This window comes from Nocardioides acrostichi (genome assembly GCF_015319165.1).
GTDB classification, from domain to species: Bacteria; Actinomycetota; Actinomycetes; order Propionibacteriales; family Nocardioidaceae; genus Nocardioides; species Nocardioides acrostichi.
The window spans coordinates 349,202-365,599 of record NZ_JADIVZ010000004.1; the positions used below are offsets into that span (position 1 = coordinate 349,202).

The 16,398-nt window shown below is 67.2% G+C and carries 14 protein-coding genes and 1 pseudogene; 4 read left to right on the plus strand and 11 right to left on the minus strand.

All coding sequences use genetic code 11. The annotated features are described in order from the left end of the window. From ISG29_RS11450 to ISG29_RS11460, 3 genes are read left to right on the plus strand one after another with little or no spacing between them, the layout of a single operon-like run. Nucleotides 1-1,152, plus strand: a complete 1,152-nt coding sequence (locus ISG29_RS11450; RefSeq protein ID WP_194503535.1) for a hypothetical protein — start codon at nt 1-3, stop codon at nt 1,150-1,152. Nucleotides 1,153-1,162: 10 nt separating this feature from the next. Continuing rightward, entirely contained in the window at nt 1,163-2,125 is a 963-nt protein-coding gene (gene lipA, locus ISG29_RS11455; RefSeq protein ID WP_194503536.1) for a lipoyl synthase, read from the plus strand. A 44-nt stretch (nt 2,126-2,169) separates the two neighbouring features. Then, the gene (locus tag ISG29_RS11460; RefSeq protein WP_194503537.1) at nt 2,170-2,895 is read left to right on the plus strand and encodes a DUF4191 domain-containing protein; all 726 of its coding nucleotides are present in this window, start codon (nt 2,170-2,172) and stop codon (nt 2,893-2,895) included. 259 nt (nt 2,896-3,154) lie between these two features. On the opposite strand, the gene ISG29_RS11465 is transcribed toward ISG29_RS11460, so the two are convergent. The 3 genes from ISG29_RS11465 to ISG29_RS11475 form a co-directional block, all read right to left on the minus strand. Continuing rightward, on the minus strand, nt 3,155-3,880 hold the full coding sequence (locus tag ISG29_RS11465) for a hypothetical protein (protein WP_194503538.1): 726 nt from the start codon (nt 3,878-3,880) through the stop codon (nt 3,155-3,157). 64 nt (nt 3,881-3,944) lie between these two features. After that, nucleotides 3,945-4,853: an LppX_LprAFG lipoprotein gene (locus ISG29_RS11470; protein WP_194503539.1), complete on the minus strand. Its 909-nt coding sequence runs from the start codon at nt 4,851-4,853 to the stop codon at nt 3,945-3,947. 40 nt (nt 4,854-4,893) lie between these two features. Beyond that, a complete protein-coding gene (locus tag ISG29_RS11475) occupies nt 4,894-5,340 on the minus strand; it encodes an RDD family protein (protein WP_328828846.1) in 447 nt (148 codons plus the stop codon). Between the two features lie 203 nt (nt 5,341-5,543). On the opposite strand from ISG29_RS11475, the gene glnA reads away from it, so the two are divergent. Further along, the gene (gene glnA / locus ISG29_RS11480) at nt 5,544-6,965 is read left to right on the plus strand and encodes a type I glutamate--ammonia ligase (RefSeq protein WP_194503540.1); all 1,422 of its coding nucleotides are present in this window, start codon (nt 5,544-5,546) and stop codon (nt 6,963-6,965) included. A gap of 153 nt (nt 6,966-7,118) precedes the next feature. Here glnA and ISG29_RS11485 read toward each other — a convergent pair whose 3' ends face one another. The 8 genes and pseudogenes from ISG29_RS11485 to ISG29_RS21940 form a co-directional block, all read right to left on the minus strand. After that, nucleotides 7,119-7,697 (minus strand): hypothetical protein, encoded by a 579-nt coding sequence (locus ISG29_RS11485; protein WP_194503541.1) that lies wholly within the window; start codon nt 7,695-7,697, stop codon nt 7,119-7,121. A 139-nt stretch (nt 7,698-7,836) separates the two neighbouring features. After that, nucleotides 7,837-8,343: a hypothetical protein gene (locus ISG29_RS11490; RefSeq protein WP_194503542.1), complete on the minus strand. Its 507-nt coding sequence runs from the start codon at nt 8,341-8,343 to the stop codon at nt 7,837-7,839. Nucleotides 8,344-8,486: 143 nt separating this feature from the next. Next, nucleotides 8,487-12,083: an NACHT domain-containing protein gene (locus ISG29_RS11495; protein ID WP_194503543.1), complete on the minus strand. Its 3,597-nt coding sequence runs from the start codon at nt 12,081-12,083 to the stop codon at nt 8,487-8,489. 335 nt (nt 12,084-12,418) lie between these two features. Further along, on the minus strand, nt 12,419-13,240 hold the full coding sequence (gene istB / locus ISG29_RS11500) for an IS21-like element helper ATPase IstB (RefSeq protein ID WP_194503544.1): 822 nt from the start codon (nt 13,238-13,240) through the stop codon (nt 12,419-12,421). Next, nucleotides 13,237-14,816, minus strand: a pseudogene (gene istA / locus ISG29_RS11505) (IS21 family transposase). The gene istB and the pseudogene istA overlap by 4 nt, the downstream one beginning before the upstream one ends. A 112-nt stretch (nt 14,817-14,928) precedes the next feature. Next, nucleotides 14,929-15,423, minus strand: a complete 495-nt coding sequence (locus tag ISG29_RS11510; protein ID WP_207792989.1) for a putative toxin — start codon at nt 15,421-15,423, stop codon at nt 14,929-14,931. Nucleotides 15,424-15,524: 101 nt separating this feature from the next. Further along, entirely contained in the window at nt 15,525-15,833 is a 309-nt protein-coding gene (locus ISG29_RS11515; RefSeq protein WP_194503546.1) for an immunity protein TriTu family protein, read from the minus strand. After that, on the minus strand, nt 15,827-16,261 hold the full coding sequence (locus ISG29_RS21940; protein WP_456237963.1) for a TreTu family toxin: 435 nt from the start codon (nt 16,259-16,261) through the stop codon (nt 15,827-15,829). Before ISG29_RS21940 ends, ISG29_RS11515 begins: the two co-directional genes overlap by 7 nt. Nucleotides 16,262-16,398 lie beyond the last annotated feature (137 nt).

Below are 16,398 nucleotides of genomic sequence, written 5' to 3' on the forward strand. Positions count from 1 at the left end.
GTGCACGCGCAGGCCTGCGCGCCCGTCACCTGGCCCGCGCCGTCGGCGATCGACCGCTGGCGCCGCGAAGCGCTGGCGGTGCTCGACGAGTCCTACGTGGGCGCGGGCGGCGTGCTCGTGCTCCCTGAGGGATCCACACACGAGCGCCACGACGACACGACCATCAGGCTCGAGCACGGGCGCCATCTCCAGCCGGGGGCCCGATACGTCGTCGAGAGCGGCGACCTGCGCCGTTCCGGGCTCGAGCTCGACGCCCGCATCGACGGGACGCACGAGCGCCGCACGGGTCGCATCGCCGTCACCGGCTTCGACCGCGTCGGCCTGCCCGTCGTCGGTACCCGCCCGAGCATGGACGTCGAGATCGACGGCCTCGACGACGTCGTGCACCTCGTCGGCACCAGTACGCACCCCTACCTCACGGGCACCGCACGGCTCGTCAACGATGCCGCGCGACTGCTGCGCATCGAGGCACGACTGCGCTGGCTGAGCGTCGACCTGCACGCCTGGGTGGCGGACGGCGAACTCGTCGCCGACCTGACCGTGCGCTCGCGCGGAGCCTGGGCACCGGCGGTGGCGCCGATCCTGGCGATCATCTCCCGGTGGGCTCCGAAGGGGCTCACCAGCGCGGTCGAGGACTGGGCCGAGCAGATCTCGGCGGTTGCCGAAGGCCGTGAACCGCACGCGGTCACGCGCGCTCGAAAGAGGGAGCGAGAGCGCCTCGAGGACGTCTGGTGCGCAGCACAGCTGCGACGCCGGGCCGAGGCGGTCCAGGCCGAGATCGAGCAGGCCAGCTGGTGGGGGCAGCGACGCCGAGCGTGGCTCGCGGCGTGGGAGCGACAGCCTGACGTCGCGTGGCCCGACGGCGATCGGGAACGGGAGGAGTGGCAGCAGAGCTGGGCCCAACGCGCCGAGTCGCTGGCGACCTCCGTCTCCCGGGTGGGGCGCAAGCGCCGCCGCGCAGAGATCGAGAGCTGGCTCGGAGCCTGGACGCCCCGCGAGCCCCAGCCGGCGCCGGTCGACGACTCCCCGATGCCCCCGGACCTGCTCCAGCTGGCGTGGTTGAAGTCGCCGCGCACGGTGCTGTCGATGATGCGCGGGTCGGGCAGCTCGACGCCGAGCGGCGACGTGGGCGCCCTCACCGTCGACGAGTAGCCTGGACGCCGTGACCCAGGCACCTTCGTCCACCAGTTCCACCCCCGCCCCCGAGGGCCGCAAGCTGCTGCGCCTGGAGGTCCGCAACGCAGAGACCCCCATCGAGAAGAAGCCCGACTGGATCAAGACCCGGGCCAAGATGGGCCCGGAGTACAAGCACCTCCAGGGCCTGGTGAAGTCCGAGGGATTGCACACGGTGTGCCAGGAGGCCGGCTGCCCCAACATCTTCGAGTGCTGGGAGGACCGCGAGGCCACCTTCCTCATCGGCGGCGAGCAGTGCACTCGCCGCTGCGACTTCTGCCAGATCGACACCGGCAAGCCGGCCCCGCTCGACCGCGACGAGCCGCGCCGTGTCGCGGAGTCGGTGCGCACGATGGGGCTGCGCTACTCCACCATCACCGGCGTCGCCCGCGACGACCTGCCCGACGGCGGCGCGTGGCTCTACGCCGAGACCGTGCGCCAGATCCACGAGCTGAACCCCGACACCGGCGTCGAGAACCTCATCCCCGACTTCAACGGCGTGCCCGAGCTCCTCACCGAGGTGTTCGAGTCACGCCCCGAGGTGCTGGCCCACAACGTCGAGACCGTGCCGCGCATCTTCAAGCGGATCCGCCCCGCGTTCCGTTACGAACGCTCGCTCGACGTCATCACCCAGGCCCGCGACTTCGGTCTGGTCACGAAGTCGAACCTCATCCTCGGCATGGGCGAGACCCGCGAGGAGGTCAGCCAGGCGCTGCGCGACCTGCACGCCGCCGGGTGCGAACTCATCACCATCACGCAGTACCTGCGCCCCTCCAAGCGGCACCATCCGGTCGAGCGCTGGGTCAAGCCCGAGGAGTTCGTCGAGCTCAAGGACGAAGCCGACGAGATCGGCTTCTCCGGTGTCATGTCCGGCCCGCTCGTGCGTTCGTCGTACCGGGCCGGTCGGTTGTACCGTCAGGCGATGGACGCGCGCGAGGGCGCAGCCGTCTGACCCGACTCCGCCGGTACGACAAGAGAACGAGGCCGCCGAACCCGATGGCTAAGAAGGACGCCGCCCAGAGCGCGGGCAAGCCCGCGAAGACCAGCCGCACCAAGCAGCTGATCGAGAGCTACCGCATCACCAAGGAGCGCGACCCCAAGATCGGTCTGTGGGTCGCCGGCACGTTCGTGCTGGCCGCGGCGCTCGGGTTCGTGCTGTTCCACCTGGTCGGCGGCAGCGGCGTCCTCGGCATCGTCGTCTCGATCATCGGCGCGGTGCTGTTCGGCACCCTGGGTGCCCTCATCGTGTTCGGACGCCGCGCCCAGCGCTCGGCCTACGACTCGATGGAGGGTCAGGTCGGCGCCGCCGCGGCGGCCCTCAACATGCTGCGCCGAGGCTGGAACGTCACCCCGGCCGTCGCGTTCACCAAGCAGCAGGACGTCGTGCACCGGGTCGTCGGCCCGCCTGGCATCGTGCTCGTCGGCGAGGGTCACGCCGGGCGCGTCAAGAGCCTGCTGGTCTCCGAGCGCAAGAAGCACGAGCGGGTCGCCTACGAGGTTCCGATCAGCGAGGTCGTGTGCGGTCGCGAGGAGGGGCAGGTGCCGCTCCCGAAGCTGATGCGACACCTGCAGAAGATGAAGCGCCAGCTCAAGCCCGCCGACATGACCGACGTGCTCAACCGCCTCAAGGCCCTCGACGCCAACCGCTCCGCGGTACCGCTGCCCAAGGGCCCGATGCCCACCAGCATGAAGGGCATGCGCTCGCAGATGCGCGGCCGCTGAGCCACCCCACCGGTGGTTGAGCCGCCGGATGCCGAAGGCGAAGGCGTGTCGAAACCGTGCCACCGGTGGTTGAGCCGCCGGATGCCGAAGGCGAAGGCGTGTCGAAACCTCGTGAGATGTCAAGCGACCTTGCCTTCGCAGTTGCTGGGTTTCGACGCGCTCGTCGCTAGCGCTCCTCACGGCTCAACCACCGGACGACGCGCTCGTCGCTACCGCTCCTCACGGCTCAACCACCGGACGACACGCTCGTCGCTCCGGCTCAGTCGACGGAGTCGAGCTCCTCGGGCAGCGGACCGTCCCACTGGCTCCATGCCAGCTGCACGGTCGACACATCACGCTGCACGACCAGCGTCTCGGGCAGTCCGTCGTCGCCGGTGGTGAGCACCACGGTGGCCGGACCCGCTCCCCCGCCGAGCAGCTCGGAGTCGAGTCCGCTGGCGTCGGTCAGTCGGTACCGCCAGGTGCTGGCATCGACACCCTGCCGAGGGCGCACGGAGTCGACCGATGCGAGCACCGCGACCGGGTCGAACCCACTGAGCGCCTCGGCAAGGCCGTCGTCCGGGTCGGCCGGCTCGTAGGCGCGGCCCGGAACCTTTTGCACCCGCATCTGCCCGTCCTGGCGCACGTATCGCACCGGTGAATCCTGGCCGGGCGGCTGGAGTTGCGCAGCCAGCGAATCCACGTCGGGATCCTGGCCGTATTCGACATCGATCAGCAGTCGCGGGTCGTCACCTTGCGGCCCGAGCTCGACGTGCACCGACTGGTAGGTGCCCATGGCACCCAGAGCTCGGCTGATCGCCTGGTCGGCCGTGGTCGGGGTCGGGCTGGACGAGGGCCGCGCGGTCGCGCTGACACTGCTCGACGGCGAGGACGATGCAGCAGCGTCTGGTGTGTCGCCCTCGGAGCAACCGGCCAGGGAGAGTGCGACGACCGGCGCAAGCGCAACCGGCGCCATCAGGCGGCGCGTGGGGAACGGTCGTCTCATCTCCCCCACGCTGCCTGCGCAGCTGCGGCTGCGCCACGCCTGAACGGGCATCAGCGGCTGCCGGTCAGGGGCTGGTCATCCCGCTCATGTCGGTGACCTGACTGGCGGGCGGCGCCTTGATGTCGACGGGATCGCCCCAGCCGGTGTACTCCGTCTTCACAGTGCCGGACTTGCCGAGGTCGACGACCAGCTGGGCAATGCGGCCCTCCTCGTCGAACCAGACCTCCTCGTCGACGGACTGTGGCAGCGAGGCGCGGGCGCCCGCGAGGTAGGTGAGACCACCGAACTCCTTGGCGAACGACGCGTTGTCGACGGTCACCGTGTAGTGCCGGGTCGTCTGCCCGTCGATGGTCTCCTCGCCCTCGTACGTGCCGGCGGTGACATTCTTGACCAGCTCGGTGGGATCCATCTGCTTGCTCAGGTCGCTGATCGGCAGGCTGGGGTCGTCGAGCGGCCTCTTGAAGTACGTGAGGTCGGGCAGGCCCGCGCTTATGTAGATGGTGTTGTCGACCAGGATCATCTCGATGCCGGCACCGCCGGTGTCGCCGAGGCCGGGGCCGGACATGGTCACCGCCATCGCGAACGGCTTCTGGCTTAAGTCGACCTGGCCCTTCGCGGTCAGGTCGCCGCCGGATCCGGCCAGGCCCGACATCGTGGTGGTCACCGTGGTGGTCACCGTGGCCGTCGTCGCCTTCGCGAACGCGGCCGTGATCAGGTCGCCGAACTCCTGGGCGCTGACCTCGCTGCCGTCGCTCGGGGCGTCGGTCTCGCTGGAGGCGCCGTCCGACGGCGAGGCGGACGTGGACGCCGAGGCGGAGGTGGTCACCGGGGCGCTGGTCGCCGAGGACGACGTGGCGGAGGCGTCGTTCGAGTCGTCGCCGTTGCAGGCAGACAGCCCCGTGAGCACGAGAGGGGTCGCGACCGCCCAGGCAGCGATGCGCCACGAGGTACGGCGAGTGGGCAGACGGTGCATGGTGGTCTCCTGAAGCGAGCCGTGAGGGATGTCTGCGAGCCTAGCGGCGAGCGCCGACAGCGGAGCCGCGCAGAGCCAGGTGCGTCTGAATCGTGACGCAGGCCGAGCCGGTGGCCAGGTCGTGCAGTCCGCGGCCGTCGGGTCGGAACACCAGCGGCGGGATCACCAGGGCGACCAGCACCTGACGCCCCAGCGCCGGGAGGAGTCCCAGCGGCCGGGGGTCGCCGTCCACGCGGACGACGCGCAGCCGGGTCGCAACCTGGCCGAAGGAGCCGCCGACGGCGGCGGTGAAGAGGGCGGACTCGACCACGAAGAGGCCGGTAACGACGAGCGAGCCGCGGTTGCCGGCGTCCACTCCGTACACGGGGGTGAAGAGGCTGACCACGAGGATGCAGGCGAACCAGTCGACGGCCAGCGCGAGCATTCGTCGCGGCCAGGACGCCGTCTCGGGAGTGGCCTGCTGGACGCCGGGCGTCGGGCTCGTCACGACGTCCAGACTAAACGGCAGGCCACAAGGCCCTGAACCCACACTGTGTTACGTCAGCGAAACACATCCGATACGGTCAGGAAACGCCCCCACTCGTAGGGTGAGGGTTGTCCGCCCCGAGGCAACGGCGCCCCCGGGCTGTCCACTCTTCACAGGCAAAGATCGGTTCGGCTGCCCCACGATGGACAGCCTCAGGAGGACGAATGTTCCAGAGCTTTGAGGAGCTCCTCAAGTACGTGAAGGACGAGGGCGTCGAGATGGTCGACGTCCGCTTCTGCGACCTGCCGGGCATCATGCAGCACTTCACGGTGCCGGTGAGCTCGTTCGACGAGTCGGTGGCCGAGGACGGTCTCGGCTTCGACGGATCGTCGATCCGCGGGTTCCAGGCGATCAACGAGTCCGACATGTCGCTGTTCCCGGACCCGACCACGGCCTACATCGACCCGTTCCGCAAGTCGAAGACGCTCAACCTGAACTTCTTCATCCACGACCCGATCTCGGGTGAGGCCTACTCGCGCGACCCGCGCAACATCGCCCGCAAGGCGCTGGCCTACCTCCAGACCACCGGCGTGGCCGACACCGCTTACTTCGCCCCCGAGGCGGAGTTCTACATCTTCGACAACGTGCGGTACTCCACCGACGTGAACGCCGGCTACTACCACATCGACTCCGTCGAGGGCTGGTGGAACTCGGGCCAGGAGGGCGAGGACAACCTCGGGTACAAGACCCGCCTCAAGGGCGGCTACTTCCCGGTCGAGCCGTACGACCACTACTCCGACCTGCGCGCCGACATGGTCAAGAACCTGGAGTCCTGCGGCCTCCAGGTCGAGCGCGCCCACCACGAGGTCGGCACCGCCGGCCAGGCGGAGATCAACTACAAGTTCGACACGCTGCTCAAGGCAGCCGACGACGTGATGAAGTTCAAGTACCTCATCAAGAACACGGCGTGGGCGCAGGGCAAGTCGGTCACCTTCATGCCGAAGCCCATCTTCGGTGACAACGGCTCGGGCATGCACGTGCACCAGTCGCTGTGGAAGGACGGCGACCCGCTGTTCTACTCCGAGACCGGCTACGCGGGCCTCTCCGACACCGCCCGCTGGTACATCGGCGGCATCCTCAAGCACGCCCCGGCCGTGCTGGCGTTCACCAACCCCACGGTGAACTCCTTCCACCGCCTGGTGCCCGGCTTCGAGGCCCCGATCTCGCTGGTGTACTCCTCGCGCAACCGCTCCGCCTCGGTGCGCATCCCGATCACCGGCTCCAACCCGAAGGCCAAGCGCATCGAGACCCGGTTCCCCGACCCGTCGGCGAACCCCTACCTCGCGTTCTCGGCCCTCATGCTCGCCGGTCTCGACGGCATCAAGAACAAGACCGAGCCGGCCGACCCGATCGACAAGGACATCTACGAGCTCCCGCCCGACGAGATGGCCGAGATCGACCAGGTGCCGACCAGCCTCGGCGCCGTGCTCGACGCCCTCGAGGCCGACCACGAGTTCCTCACCCAGGGCAACGTGTTCACCCCCGACCTCATCGAGACCTGGGTGGACTACAAGCGCTCCAACGAGATCGCCCCCGTGCAGCTGCGCCCGCACCCGCACGAGTTCGAGCTGTACTACGACATCTGATCCGAGGCTTTTCAGCCTCTGTCAGTAGCGGTCGAAAACGGCCTCTGACCTGCACAAACGTCTTTCGACGTTTGTCAGCGACAGGGGTCGTTTTTCGTTGGTTGGTGTAACCAGTGTGTAACCAGCGGACCAGGGACACTCCCCTGCCCGGGGTCAGGAGTTGGCCGCAGCCGCCGCTTCTTCCGAGCTGATTTGCCACGGGCCCGCTGCGTAATCCACGCGGCTCGTCGTCCCACTGCTTGCCCCACCCGCCAGGGCCGTAGCGACCTTTGCGATGCGTTCGTAGGAATCGACAACCCACGCTTCAGTCCGCCGCATCACATCGGATAGCGAGCAGCCAAGTAGGCGTTCATGCTGATCCCGAATCGCGCCGGGGTTCTCGCCTGCCACGCCGGTAGCGCGTCCCCACGTCCTCATGTCACCCGCGTATCCACCGTCGAGCCAGTGACCGAAGGCACCCCTCTCGGTGACGATGCCGGCCAATGCCATTTCGAGTCCCGCATTGGCCTCGGCACTGGTGCGCCAGGACGGCGTGCCGCTCAGCACGACGCCACCGAGCATCAGCTCCCCACCATGCTTCGTATCCCACTCGGCCGGCACCGGTATCTCGACGTGAGTGAACTCGATGTCTCGGTCGAGGGCTGCAACCGTGTGCGCTGCCTTATGAAGGAAGACGTGACTCATCCACCCGTGCCGACTGCAGAACGGGTCACCGGCGAGCAGAAGGTCCACGTCGCGAGGCGTGGCCATCAGTAGTAAGGGGTTCGCCGGAGTTGGGGCCGGTGTTGAACGAGATTCACGCTCCGATTCTGCCGGGACCAGTCGTCCAGGACCACATCGAATGCGGACTGTCATGCCCGTCGCTTGACCACTACGCCGGCAAGTAGGCGTCCCAAGCTGTGGCGTTGAGCGCAGCCAGCGCCCGCTTTCCACTCCGCACGGTGGCCTCGGGATTTCCCCTGTGTGGGTCATCGGCCGGAGCGAGCGGAGGCAGTATGCCGCCGACCGCTTGTGCCCACCTATCGCCCTCGGGGTTTCGATCGACGGAGTGGTGAGTTAAATGGCCTTCGGAGAAGAGCCACTTGCCGATCTGCACGGCCACGCTGTACTCATGATCTCGAGCTGGGTCGAACCGCACGTCGCTATCGGCATAGATCAGGTTGACCTCGCGACGATCCTTCGGGAGAGATATGAACGTGACGAACATTGCGACTGGGTGCTCGGGCGGCAGCCATTCCGCGAGCGCAACGTACGTATAGAAGAACGACGGCTGGTCGAGGGTGGGGTTGTCCGTGAGCAAGATGCGCGCCAGTCCCCGTGTCGTTGTTAGGTCTCCGATGGGCCCGTGGATCCCAGGCTGCCGGGTAAGCGCTGTCACCTGATCAATCCTCACCGCTCCAGGGCTTGCTGCCAACGGCCTTGTCGCAACGACGCGCTCGGCGAATCGTAGGTGCGCATCGATGCGAATCGGGCGGGAGATCGGCGAATTGCGTTCCAGTGCGCGCCACCGGCCCCGAGGCATCAGATGCCCCAGGCCACATCCGCATGGTTCTTGAGGGGTCTCGAGTATGCGGCTGACGTGAGTGCCCGATCCGCGGCGATGAGCCAGCCAAGCGAGAAGTCCGTGGGGTTAGTGAGTATGTGTTGGGCGACGTCTGCTGGCATGTCGCCTTCCAGTGGGAGCACTTCCGTCGGCCCAGCACCGAATGCCGACACGAGGCGGGAGGTGCTCAGCGATGGGTCTATCCGGAAGCGCTCGCCAGCGGCACGGGCGGCGGGCCATGAGCCTAGTCCGCGTGCCGAGGCTTGGATGATCAGATCGTCGTCGAAGAGCGCGGTCGGGTCATCTGAGTAGTGCCCGAGCAGTAGGCGCAGTTCCACGGAGGCATCGTCGTTGAGTTGCGGGGTGCCGAGGGTGCGTGGCAGTCCGGAGGCGGCGATTCGACTACTGCTTGCCAAGAGGGCGGCCCTTTCCCGCTCAGGCAGTGAGTCCACAATGTCGGCGATCTCGGGGATCAGCGCCATGACGACGGCTGGGTTGCCGGCAACGAGAAGTCCGAGGACCCAGGTCGCCTGGGCGTGTTCGCAGTCGCACGACTCGACTTGCTCGGTCCACCACTTGCGATCTGACTTGTGAGCCCTGACTGCTGGTAGCCACTGGCCGTAGTCCATGCTCGTTCCGAAGCAGGGGGCACCCTTGGTCATGTTGCCGCCAGTGAGGAACTTCTGCTCGGGTAGCGCCGCCGCGATGGCTGCGATCTCGGTGGCGAGCCAGGTCGGCCGACCGTAGGCCGCAGTGAGTGCCCGCGCAGTGTTCACCCACCGTGTGGTGGTGCCGCCTTCGTTCTTGTGGATGCGTAGGGCCTCCTGGATATCCCGGTTGCCACGGCGTTCGGCAAGGCGCTTCAGCGCGGCGGTTCGCTCGCCTTCTCGGATGGCGAAGGCACGGTGTCCACCGAGGTTCAGGTTGCCGCCGACCTGGTCGCGACCGGTCATCATCATGAGCACGCGAGGTGCGACGACGCGGAGCAGGTCGCTGGCCTCGGAGGTTCCGTGAGGAATGGCGTCGGAGCAGTCGCCGTCGAGAACGGCGTCGAGCAGCAGCTGAGCGTTCGGTGAGCCGTCGGCCGGCGTGACTCCTGCTTCGATCGCGGCAACCGCCGTCTCGGGCGTTTTCAGGGCGAGAGCATCGACCGTCGTGGCGGGTAGGGACGCGGCCAGTCGACGAGAGCCTCCTGCGACGAGCCAGGCCGTCTCCTCGGGCCTGCCGGCGGTCTTGCCCAGTTCGGACTGCCACCAGACCTCGAGTTCGTTGTGGTCGCTCACCGCGGCGGCGACGGTAAGCCTGTGCCGTGTTATCGGAGAGGTGGGGTCCTTGGTGACAACGTTACGGAGTGCCTCGCCCAGGACCTGGGCGCCGAAGTCGCTTGGAATAGTAGGAAGGGTGAAGCCGTGCACGAGCTCTGGCGCCAAGAAGCGAACCGAGAGGCCATCGGTAAGCATCTTCGCGACGCGGGACTGTGCTGGTGGCCTTTCTTTGAAGATGCCGTCGGCGAGCAAGGTCCAAAGTGTCGTGCGAATTTGGCGGGCCCCGATCACGTCGCCCAAGCGCGTCTCGATCAGATCTGCCAACTCTGCGATTTCGCGGGCCTGGAAGTGACCCGCCAGGAACCGTGCGGCGTTTGACCAGTACGAACGTGGGAGAAGCTCGACAAGTGCGTTCTCGGGCTCGTATCCATGCCCGCTGTCTGACTGCGCGAACTCGTAGAGGAATCGCGCAGCGAAGAATTCGCGTATCGACTGAACGTCGAACTCGTAGGTGTCGGTGTGCTTGCTCGTGAGAACCCAGACTCGATCGCGCAGTGCCTCGAAGAGCCCCTGCACGCCGTCGGTCTCCTTCTGGACGCTGGCGAGGTACATGGTCATTTCACGTACGATGCGTGCCGCTGACAGGCGCGTGGATGTCGCGTCGACCTCCGTCAGTGCGTGCATGAACCACCCGATGAAGGCGGTGGCTTCCTCGAGGTCAGCCAGGTTGTCGAGGACGGCACGCGACTTGGCGGCTTCGCGGGCCAGGAACAGGTTCATGTACTCGCGGTAGAGGCTCGTGCGAGCGGTAGGAAGGGAGTCGCCCTTCGTTCGGATCAGGTGCAGGAGGATCGTCAGCTGCATCGGGTTAGAGGCCAGTTGGGCCACGTGCGGCGCTGCGGTGCGCTCGCCGAAGATGCGCTCCAGGCCCTTCCGCTCGGCCGGGTCGACCTGCTGAGCGACCACCCATCGCCGGAGGTAACGTTTGCGGGTGCCCTCTGTCAGAGGCTGGAGCACGAGGCGCTGGAAGAGGTCAGGTGCGGGTTCGGCGAGTCCGGAGGCGTTGGGACGCGTCGTGACGAGCACGCGCATGTTGCCGGGTCGGGCCTGGATCCAGCGTCCGATGAAGCCCTCGATCTCGCCGACCAGGCCTTGGCGTAGCTCTGCTGATGCGACCTCGTCGAGACCGTCAAAGACGATCTGGGTCGGGAACCGGTCGAGGATGCTGTGGATGTCGCTGGCATCCAAGTCGTGGCCCGGAGCCGCGGCTTCGACGTGGGCCAGCAGGAAGTCTTCGACCCGGACGCGTCGGCGAGCCTTCGGCTTTGTCTTAGCTTCAGGCTCGGTGATCGAAAAGGGATCGCCTCCGGTTGCCCACTCGGCGTAGTCAGCCAGATCGATCCGAAATGGCACGCGAAGTTCGTCGGTCTCAGTCTCTGGTAGGACTTCGTTGCTCGCCTTCAGCTCGTCTCGTCCAATGAAGGTGGCTCGGTACACCTGACAGACGTACTGAGCGAGAGTCGACTTGCCCTGTCCCGGGACGCCTTCGAGGAGAGTCAGCGGCGGAGTGGCCTTGTCGAGGAGATGACCGGCGACACGCTCGACGTCGATGAGCGGAATCGTCGTCCCGCGGGGCGCGCTCGATCGATGAGCGCTCACCTCGACGAATAGGTCGCTGAGCAGGTCACTCACGAGGTCGATCTGGCGGAACTTCACGCGTCTATCGCGTGCCCAGTGCGTGCCTACGTAGGTAACAAGGATATCGCGCTCGCGCTTCTCGCCATCCTCGAGAGTCAGAGATGTCAGCAGGGCAAAGAGCGCGTCCGTGCCCGCAAGCATGTCGACATAGGCGAGTTTGATCTCCCACGGTGCGTTGTCGACCCAGGCGTCTAGGTCCGATGCCCACACGCAAGACATCGGGACCTTGTACTTCTTGGACAGCGCGGTAAGTTCCCTTTCGACCTCGTCCCGTGAGCCCGATCCAGGTGCCGCGCCTCCCTCGACGTTGGTCATCAAGATGTAGCGGGTGCAGCCCTCATCGACCAAGCGCTTGATGTTGGCCGCCTCGCCATTGATCTGCTGCTTCATCCATGTCGCGGTCTTCTTGCGCCGATCGCCGGAGAACTTCACCTGAAGGATCGTCCGGTGATCACCGGTCCCCGACACCATGTCCCGGCCGCCGTCCTTCTCGCCCACCGGGAAGACGGAGACGTCAGGAAAGCGGTCAAGGACGAGGGCTCCGCAAAGTTGCTGGAACCGCTTGTCCCCAAGCCGCTCGTAGAGGTACTTCCAAGATCCCGAACTTGCCACGGCTTCATCCTGCCGGAGACGTACCGAGCCGTCAGCCAAGTCGCCCCGCCGTCATTAGCCGCTTGAGCAGCCCCAAGAGTCGAAAGCGCTGTGGCCTAGCTGCCAGACCGGGCCAGGGCCCAACACGGTGACGACCGGCCGAGCGCCCGCGCCATCACGTTCGTGACGCCGCCACGAGAAGCTCTGGGAGCCTACGCAAGTCCGAGACCACGGAAGTGTTGTGAAGCCTGGCCACGCCCTCTTGTGAGAATGACAAGCCCATTTGGCCCCACTGTGCTGTTCTGATTTGGCCCCACCCCCGGATGGGTTGACGCTCGCCGAGGTCGGCGAGCGGGTCAGGCGGGGATGATCTCCTTCCTGTCGATCGTGCGGGTGCTGGCCGCGAGCCGGTAGCTGGTGGTGCCGGTCTGGATGATGTGGGCGTTGAAGGTCAGCCGGTCGACGACCGCGGCGGCGAGTCGTGGGTCGGTGAAGGTCGCGCCCCACTCGCTGAACGGTGCGTTGGACGCGCACGCGATCGATGCCCTCTCCTCGCGGGCGGTGATGATCTGGAACAGCAGCTCGGCACCGCGGGGATCGAGGTGGACGTAGCCCACTTCGTCCAGGCAGAGCAGGTCGAGCCGGGCGTACCTGGCTACGACGCGGGAGAGTTGCTTGTCGTCGGCTGCCTCGACGAGCTCGTTGACCAGGGCTGCGGTGGTCACGTACCGGACGCGGCGACCTTGCTCGGCCGCGGCTGTGCCCAACGCGATGACCAGGTGGTTCTTGCCGGTGCCGGAGTCCCCGAGCAGCACCAGCGGCTCGCCGGCATCGATCCAGGCACCGCCGGCCAGGTGCGCCAGCGTCGCTGGCGGCAGGTCGGCGACCCGGGTGGTGTCGAAGTCAGCGAGTCGTTTGGTGCGGGGGGACTTGGCTTCGTTGACCCGTCGGATCCGTTGCCGTGCGTCGCGTTCGTCGCACTCGGCGGTCAGGATCTCGGCCAGGAACGCGGTGTGCGACAGCCGCTGCTTGGCTCCCGCGCGAGCGAGGTCGACGGCCTGCTCGCGAACCGTGGGCAGGCGCAGCGATGTGGCCGCGACCATGACGGCTGCCTGAGCCGCCTGTTCACTGATCTCCCGCACCGCCGGTGCCGTGTTGTTGCTGCTGGTGTTGGTCATGCCGACGCCTCCTGGCTGGTGGTGAGGAGTTGGTCGTAGCCGGCCAGCGACGGAACGGGACGGACCACTCCTGCTGCCGCGGCGGCGCTGGGCGGCAGCGGTACCGGTGGCGGCGCACCGATGGTGGTCGCCTCGCTGCGGCGGCGTGCTTCGACCGCGACGAGGTCGGGGTCGTAGTTGCCCAGCAGGAGCGCGGCGTCCATGCCGGCGCTCACCGCGGCCGGGGCCATGGTGCGGTGCAGGAGAAGCACCCCGACCAGACAGCGGGTTCCGCCGGCGTCGCCGTGCGCACGCCGGGCTGCCTCCCAGAACCGTTGATGAGTCGGCGTGAACGCCCCGCACGCACGGGCCGCGACCAGCGCGGTCGACCCGGCCAGCGCGCCAGGCTTGCGGACCAAGACCTCGAGGTAGTGGTCCAAGACGAGGTTCTCGGTGCCCTTGTGCAGCGACCGGGTGTGGGTCGCGACGACCTTGCCGTGCGCGCTGGGGTCGAGCACCCGGATAGTGGTCGCGCCGAGTCGGACCTCCAGGCGCCTGCCGGCGTAGCGGGCGGGCACCGAGTAGTAGGACTGGCGCACACAGACCCGGGCCTTGGCATCGACTCGGCACGACAACGTCGCGGCCACGTCGAACGGCTCTGCCGGCAGTGGTCGCAGGAGCGGCAGCTCCCGCTCGGCGGCGGCGCCGACGGTCTCGGCACGTGCACCGATCCGACGGGCGTCATCACGCGCGTCCGCCGCCGCCAGTGCCTCGTTCAGCGCCGCCAGCGACCCCACGTGCGGGACCGGGGTCAGGTGACGGCGGCGGAACCGGCCAATCTCTCCCTTCACCCCACCCTTCTCATGCGCGCCGTCCTTGCCCGGGATGCAGTAGAAGGAGTCGTAGCCGTAGTGGGAGCGCAACGCGATGAACCGCGGGTGCTCGAACCGCTCCCGCCCGAGCGCGACCCGGATCACCGCGGGCTTGAGGTTGTCGTAGCGGATCATCCCGACCGACACCCCGCCGAGTGCCTCGAACGCGCGACGTGGCCGTCGAGGAACGACTCCTGGGACTGGTTGGCGTAAGCGATGTGGACCGCCTTCCCGGAGTGCGAGAGCCGCAGGCAGAACATGAACAGCTTCATCACCACCCCCGCGATCGAGGCGGTGAACTCGCCGAAGTCGACCTCGGCCTCCTCCGCGGGCAGGTGGGTCTGCGGGACCGCCACCTGGCCCACGTTGTCGCCGGCGATCTCGACACGGAGCCGGGCGACCAGGCTGCGCACACTGGACTCGGCCACGCTGGCTCCTTCCTCCTCAATCAGCCGCTGCCAGACCCGACGTGCGGTGTGTCGCTGCTTCCTCGGCGCACCCAGGTCCGCGACCAGCCAGCCACGGACCGTTGCCTCGTGTGGGCCGAGCACCGGCGCGACCCGCTCCGGTGGCCTCCTCGGCGGCGGGACCGCGTCGGCCAGCGCCGCACGGACCGTCCGGCGATGGACCCTGTGCCTCTCAGCGAGCGCACGAATCGACAGCCCCTCGTCGCGCGCGTCTCGTCGGATACGTTCGAACTGCTCCACTCTCGATCTCTCCTTCAAACCCCGAACTCCTCGTGCTCGTCTTGGCGGACGGCACGGAACCTACGGGGCCTCGGTCAGGTCGAGGGTGGGGCCACTTCAAGCCAGCACTACGGCTCCAGGTGGGGCCAGATCAGACTGGCACACTCACGGCGTAATCCCGAAGCTGCCGCGTGTACGACAACCGCTGGACGTTCTTGACCTCGGAGACCGCGACGTCGTTCAGCCCATCGAAGATCCGCGTACGTCCGTTGATGACGCGCGTCGCCTTCGGCCCGATGTCGAACGCCGACCTGACCGCGCTCTCGCCCGCCTGCCCAATGCGGACGGCATTAGCTCCGCCGTTTGCGGCAACACCGACCCGCTCAAACGACGAGAGATCCCCATCAGCCAGCACAACGTGGTGACCCGTCGTAGTTGCAGGCCGCGCGACCTGTGCGCGCGCTCCGGGGTGGGCGTAGGCGGTGCTCGGCGAGGCCGCGCGGCGTTCCGCGCGCGGCGATGCGCCGTGCCACCCAAGGAACACGGCGTCGTAGGTGGTGTCGGTGTCAGCTGCGCCCGGCGGCCCGCGTTCCTGCCCGCTGTCGTTGCCGGGCGCCTCGTAGACCGGTGCGTCGTAGACGTACATCGCATCCTGAGCACTTGGAGGTGCAACGACTGCGAACGCCGGTGAGGCGAGCCAACCAAACACGGCCATCACCGTGGTCAGCAGCAGACAAGCAATTCGGCTCATCCGGTAGTCCCGCCGCAGGCGACCACGAGCGCTTGACACGCACTCCACAGGTCCTCCGCCGTGGAAAGGTCTCGATGCTCAAGCATCACCACCGCGCCATCGGCGACTCGGTATGCCTCCAGTTCGCACTCGCCTGAATCCCAAACCGTCAACTGTCCGGCTGCATCCTCACCTTCGAGCACGAGCCAAGCAGATGGCTTTTCAACGTTCGCGTCGCCGAGCTGCGCGCGGGCCGATGGGCCCGGTCGGCCGACGCCGTTCCAGTCCTGCGTCCATTCCATCAAGAGATCGAGATAGTTCAGCACGATCCCACCACCACGATGTTGCATGCTGGCACCGGGAACTGGACTGGCGAGCCACGACGCTCGGCTAGGCGAGCGAGGATGTGGTTCGGACCCGGGATCTGCGCTCCACCTGGCCAGCCCGATGGGAACAGCGAAGTCCGAGGCACGTCGAACTCAACGTACTTGCTTCCTGGTGCAGCCTGCCTCGCATAGGTCGCCATGTTCGCCGGATCGGCGACATGCGTTGTACCGCCACCTCCGACTTGAACCTGACCTGACCTCTGCATCTTGAGGAGCTCATCGTCACCCATCCAGCGGCCCACACGCGTGAGGTCGTCTCCAGTTTTTGCGGCTGCTCGGCCCCAGTTCTCTGGTCCAACACTTGTTTGAGCTTGTGCCGATCGTGCGTCGGACGTTGCGCTGGGATCGGCATGTTCGAACTGGTCCACTTGCGGTGGTGGTAGGGACTCTCATCGGCTACCACCTCTTTCACGGACAACTCGCCTCGTCGAGCATCTTGGCGTACTTCGAGGGTGTCATGCCAGCGAGGCTTCGGTGCGGGCGGACGGTGTTGTACTTGATGAGC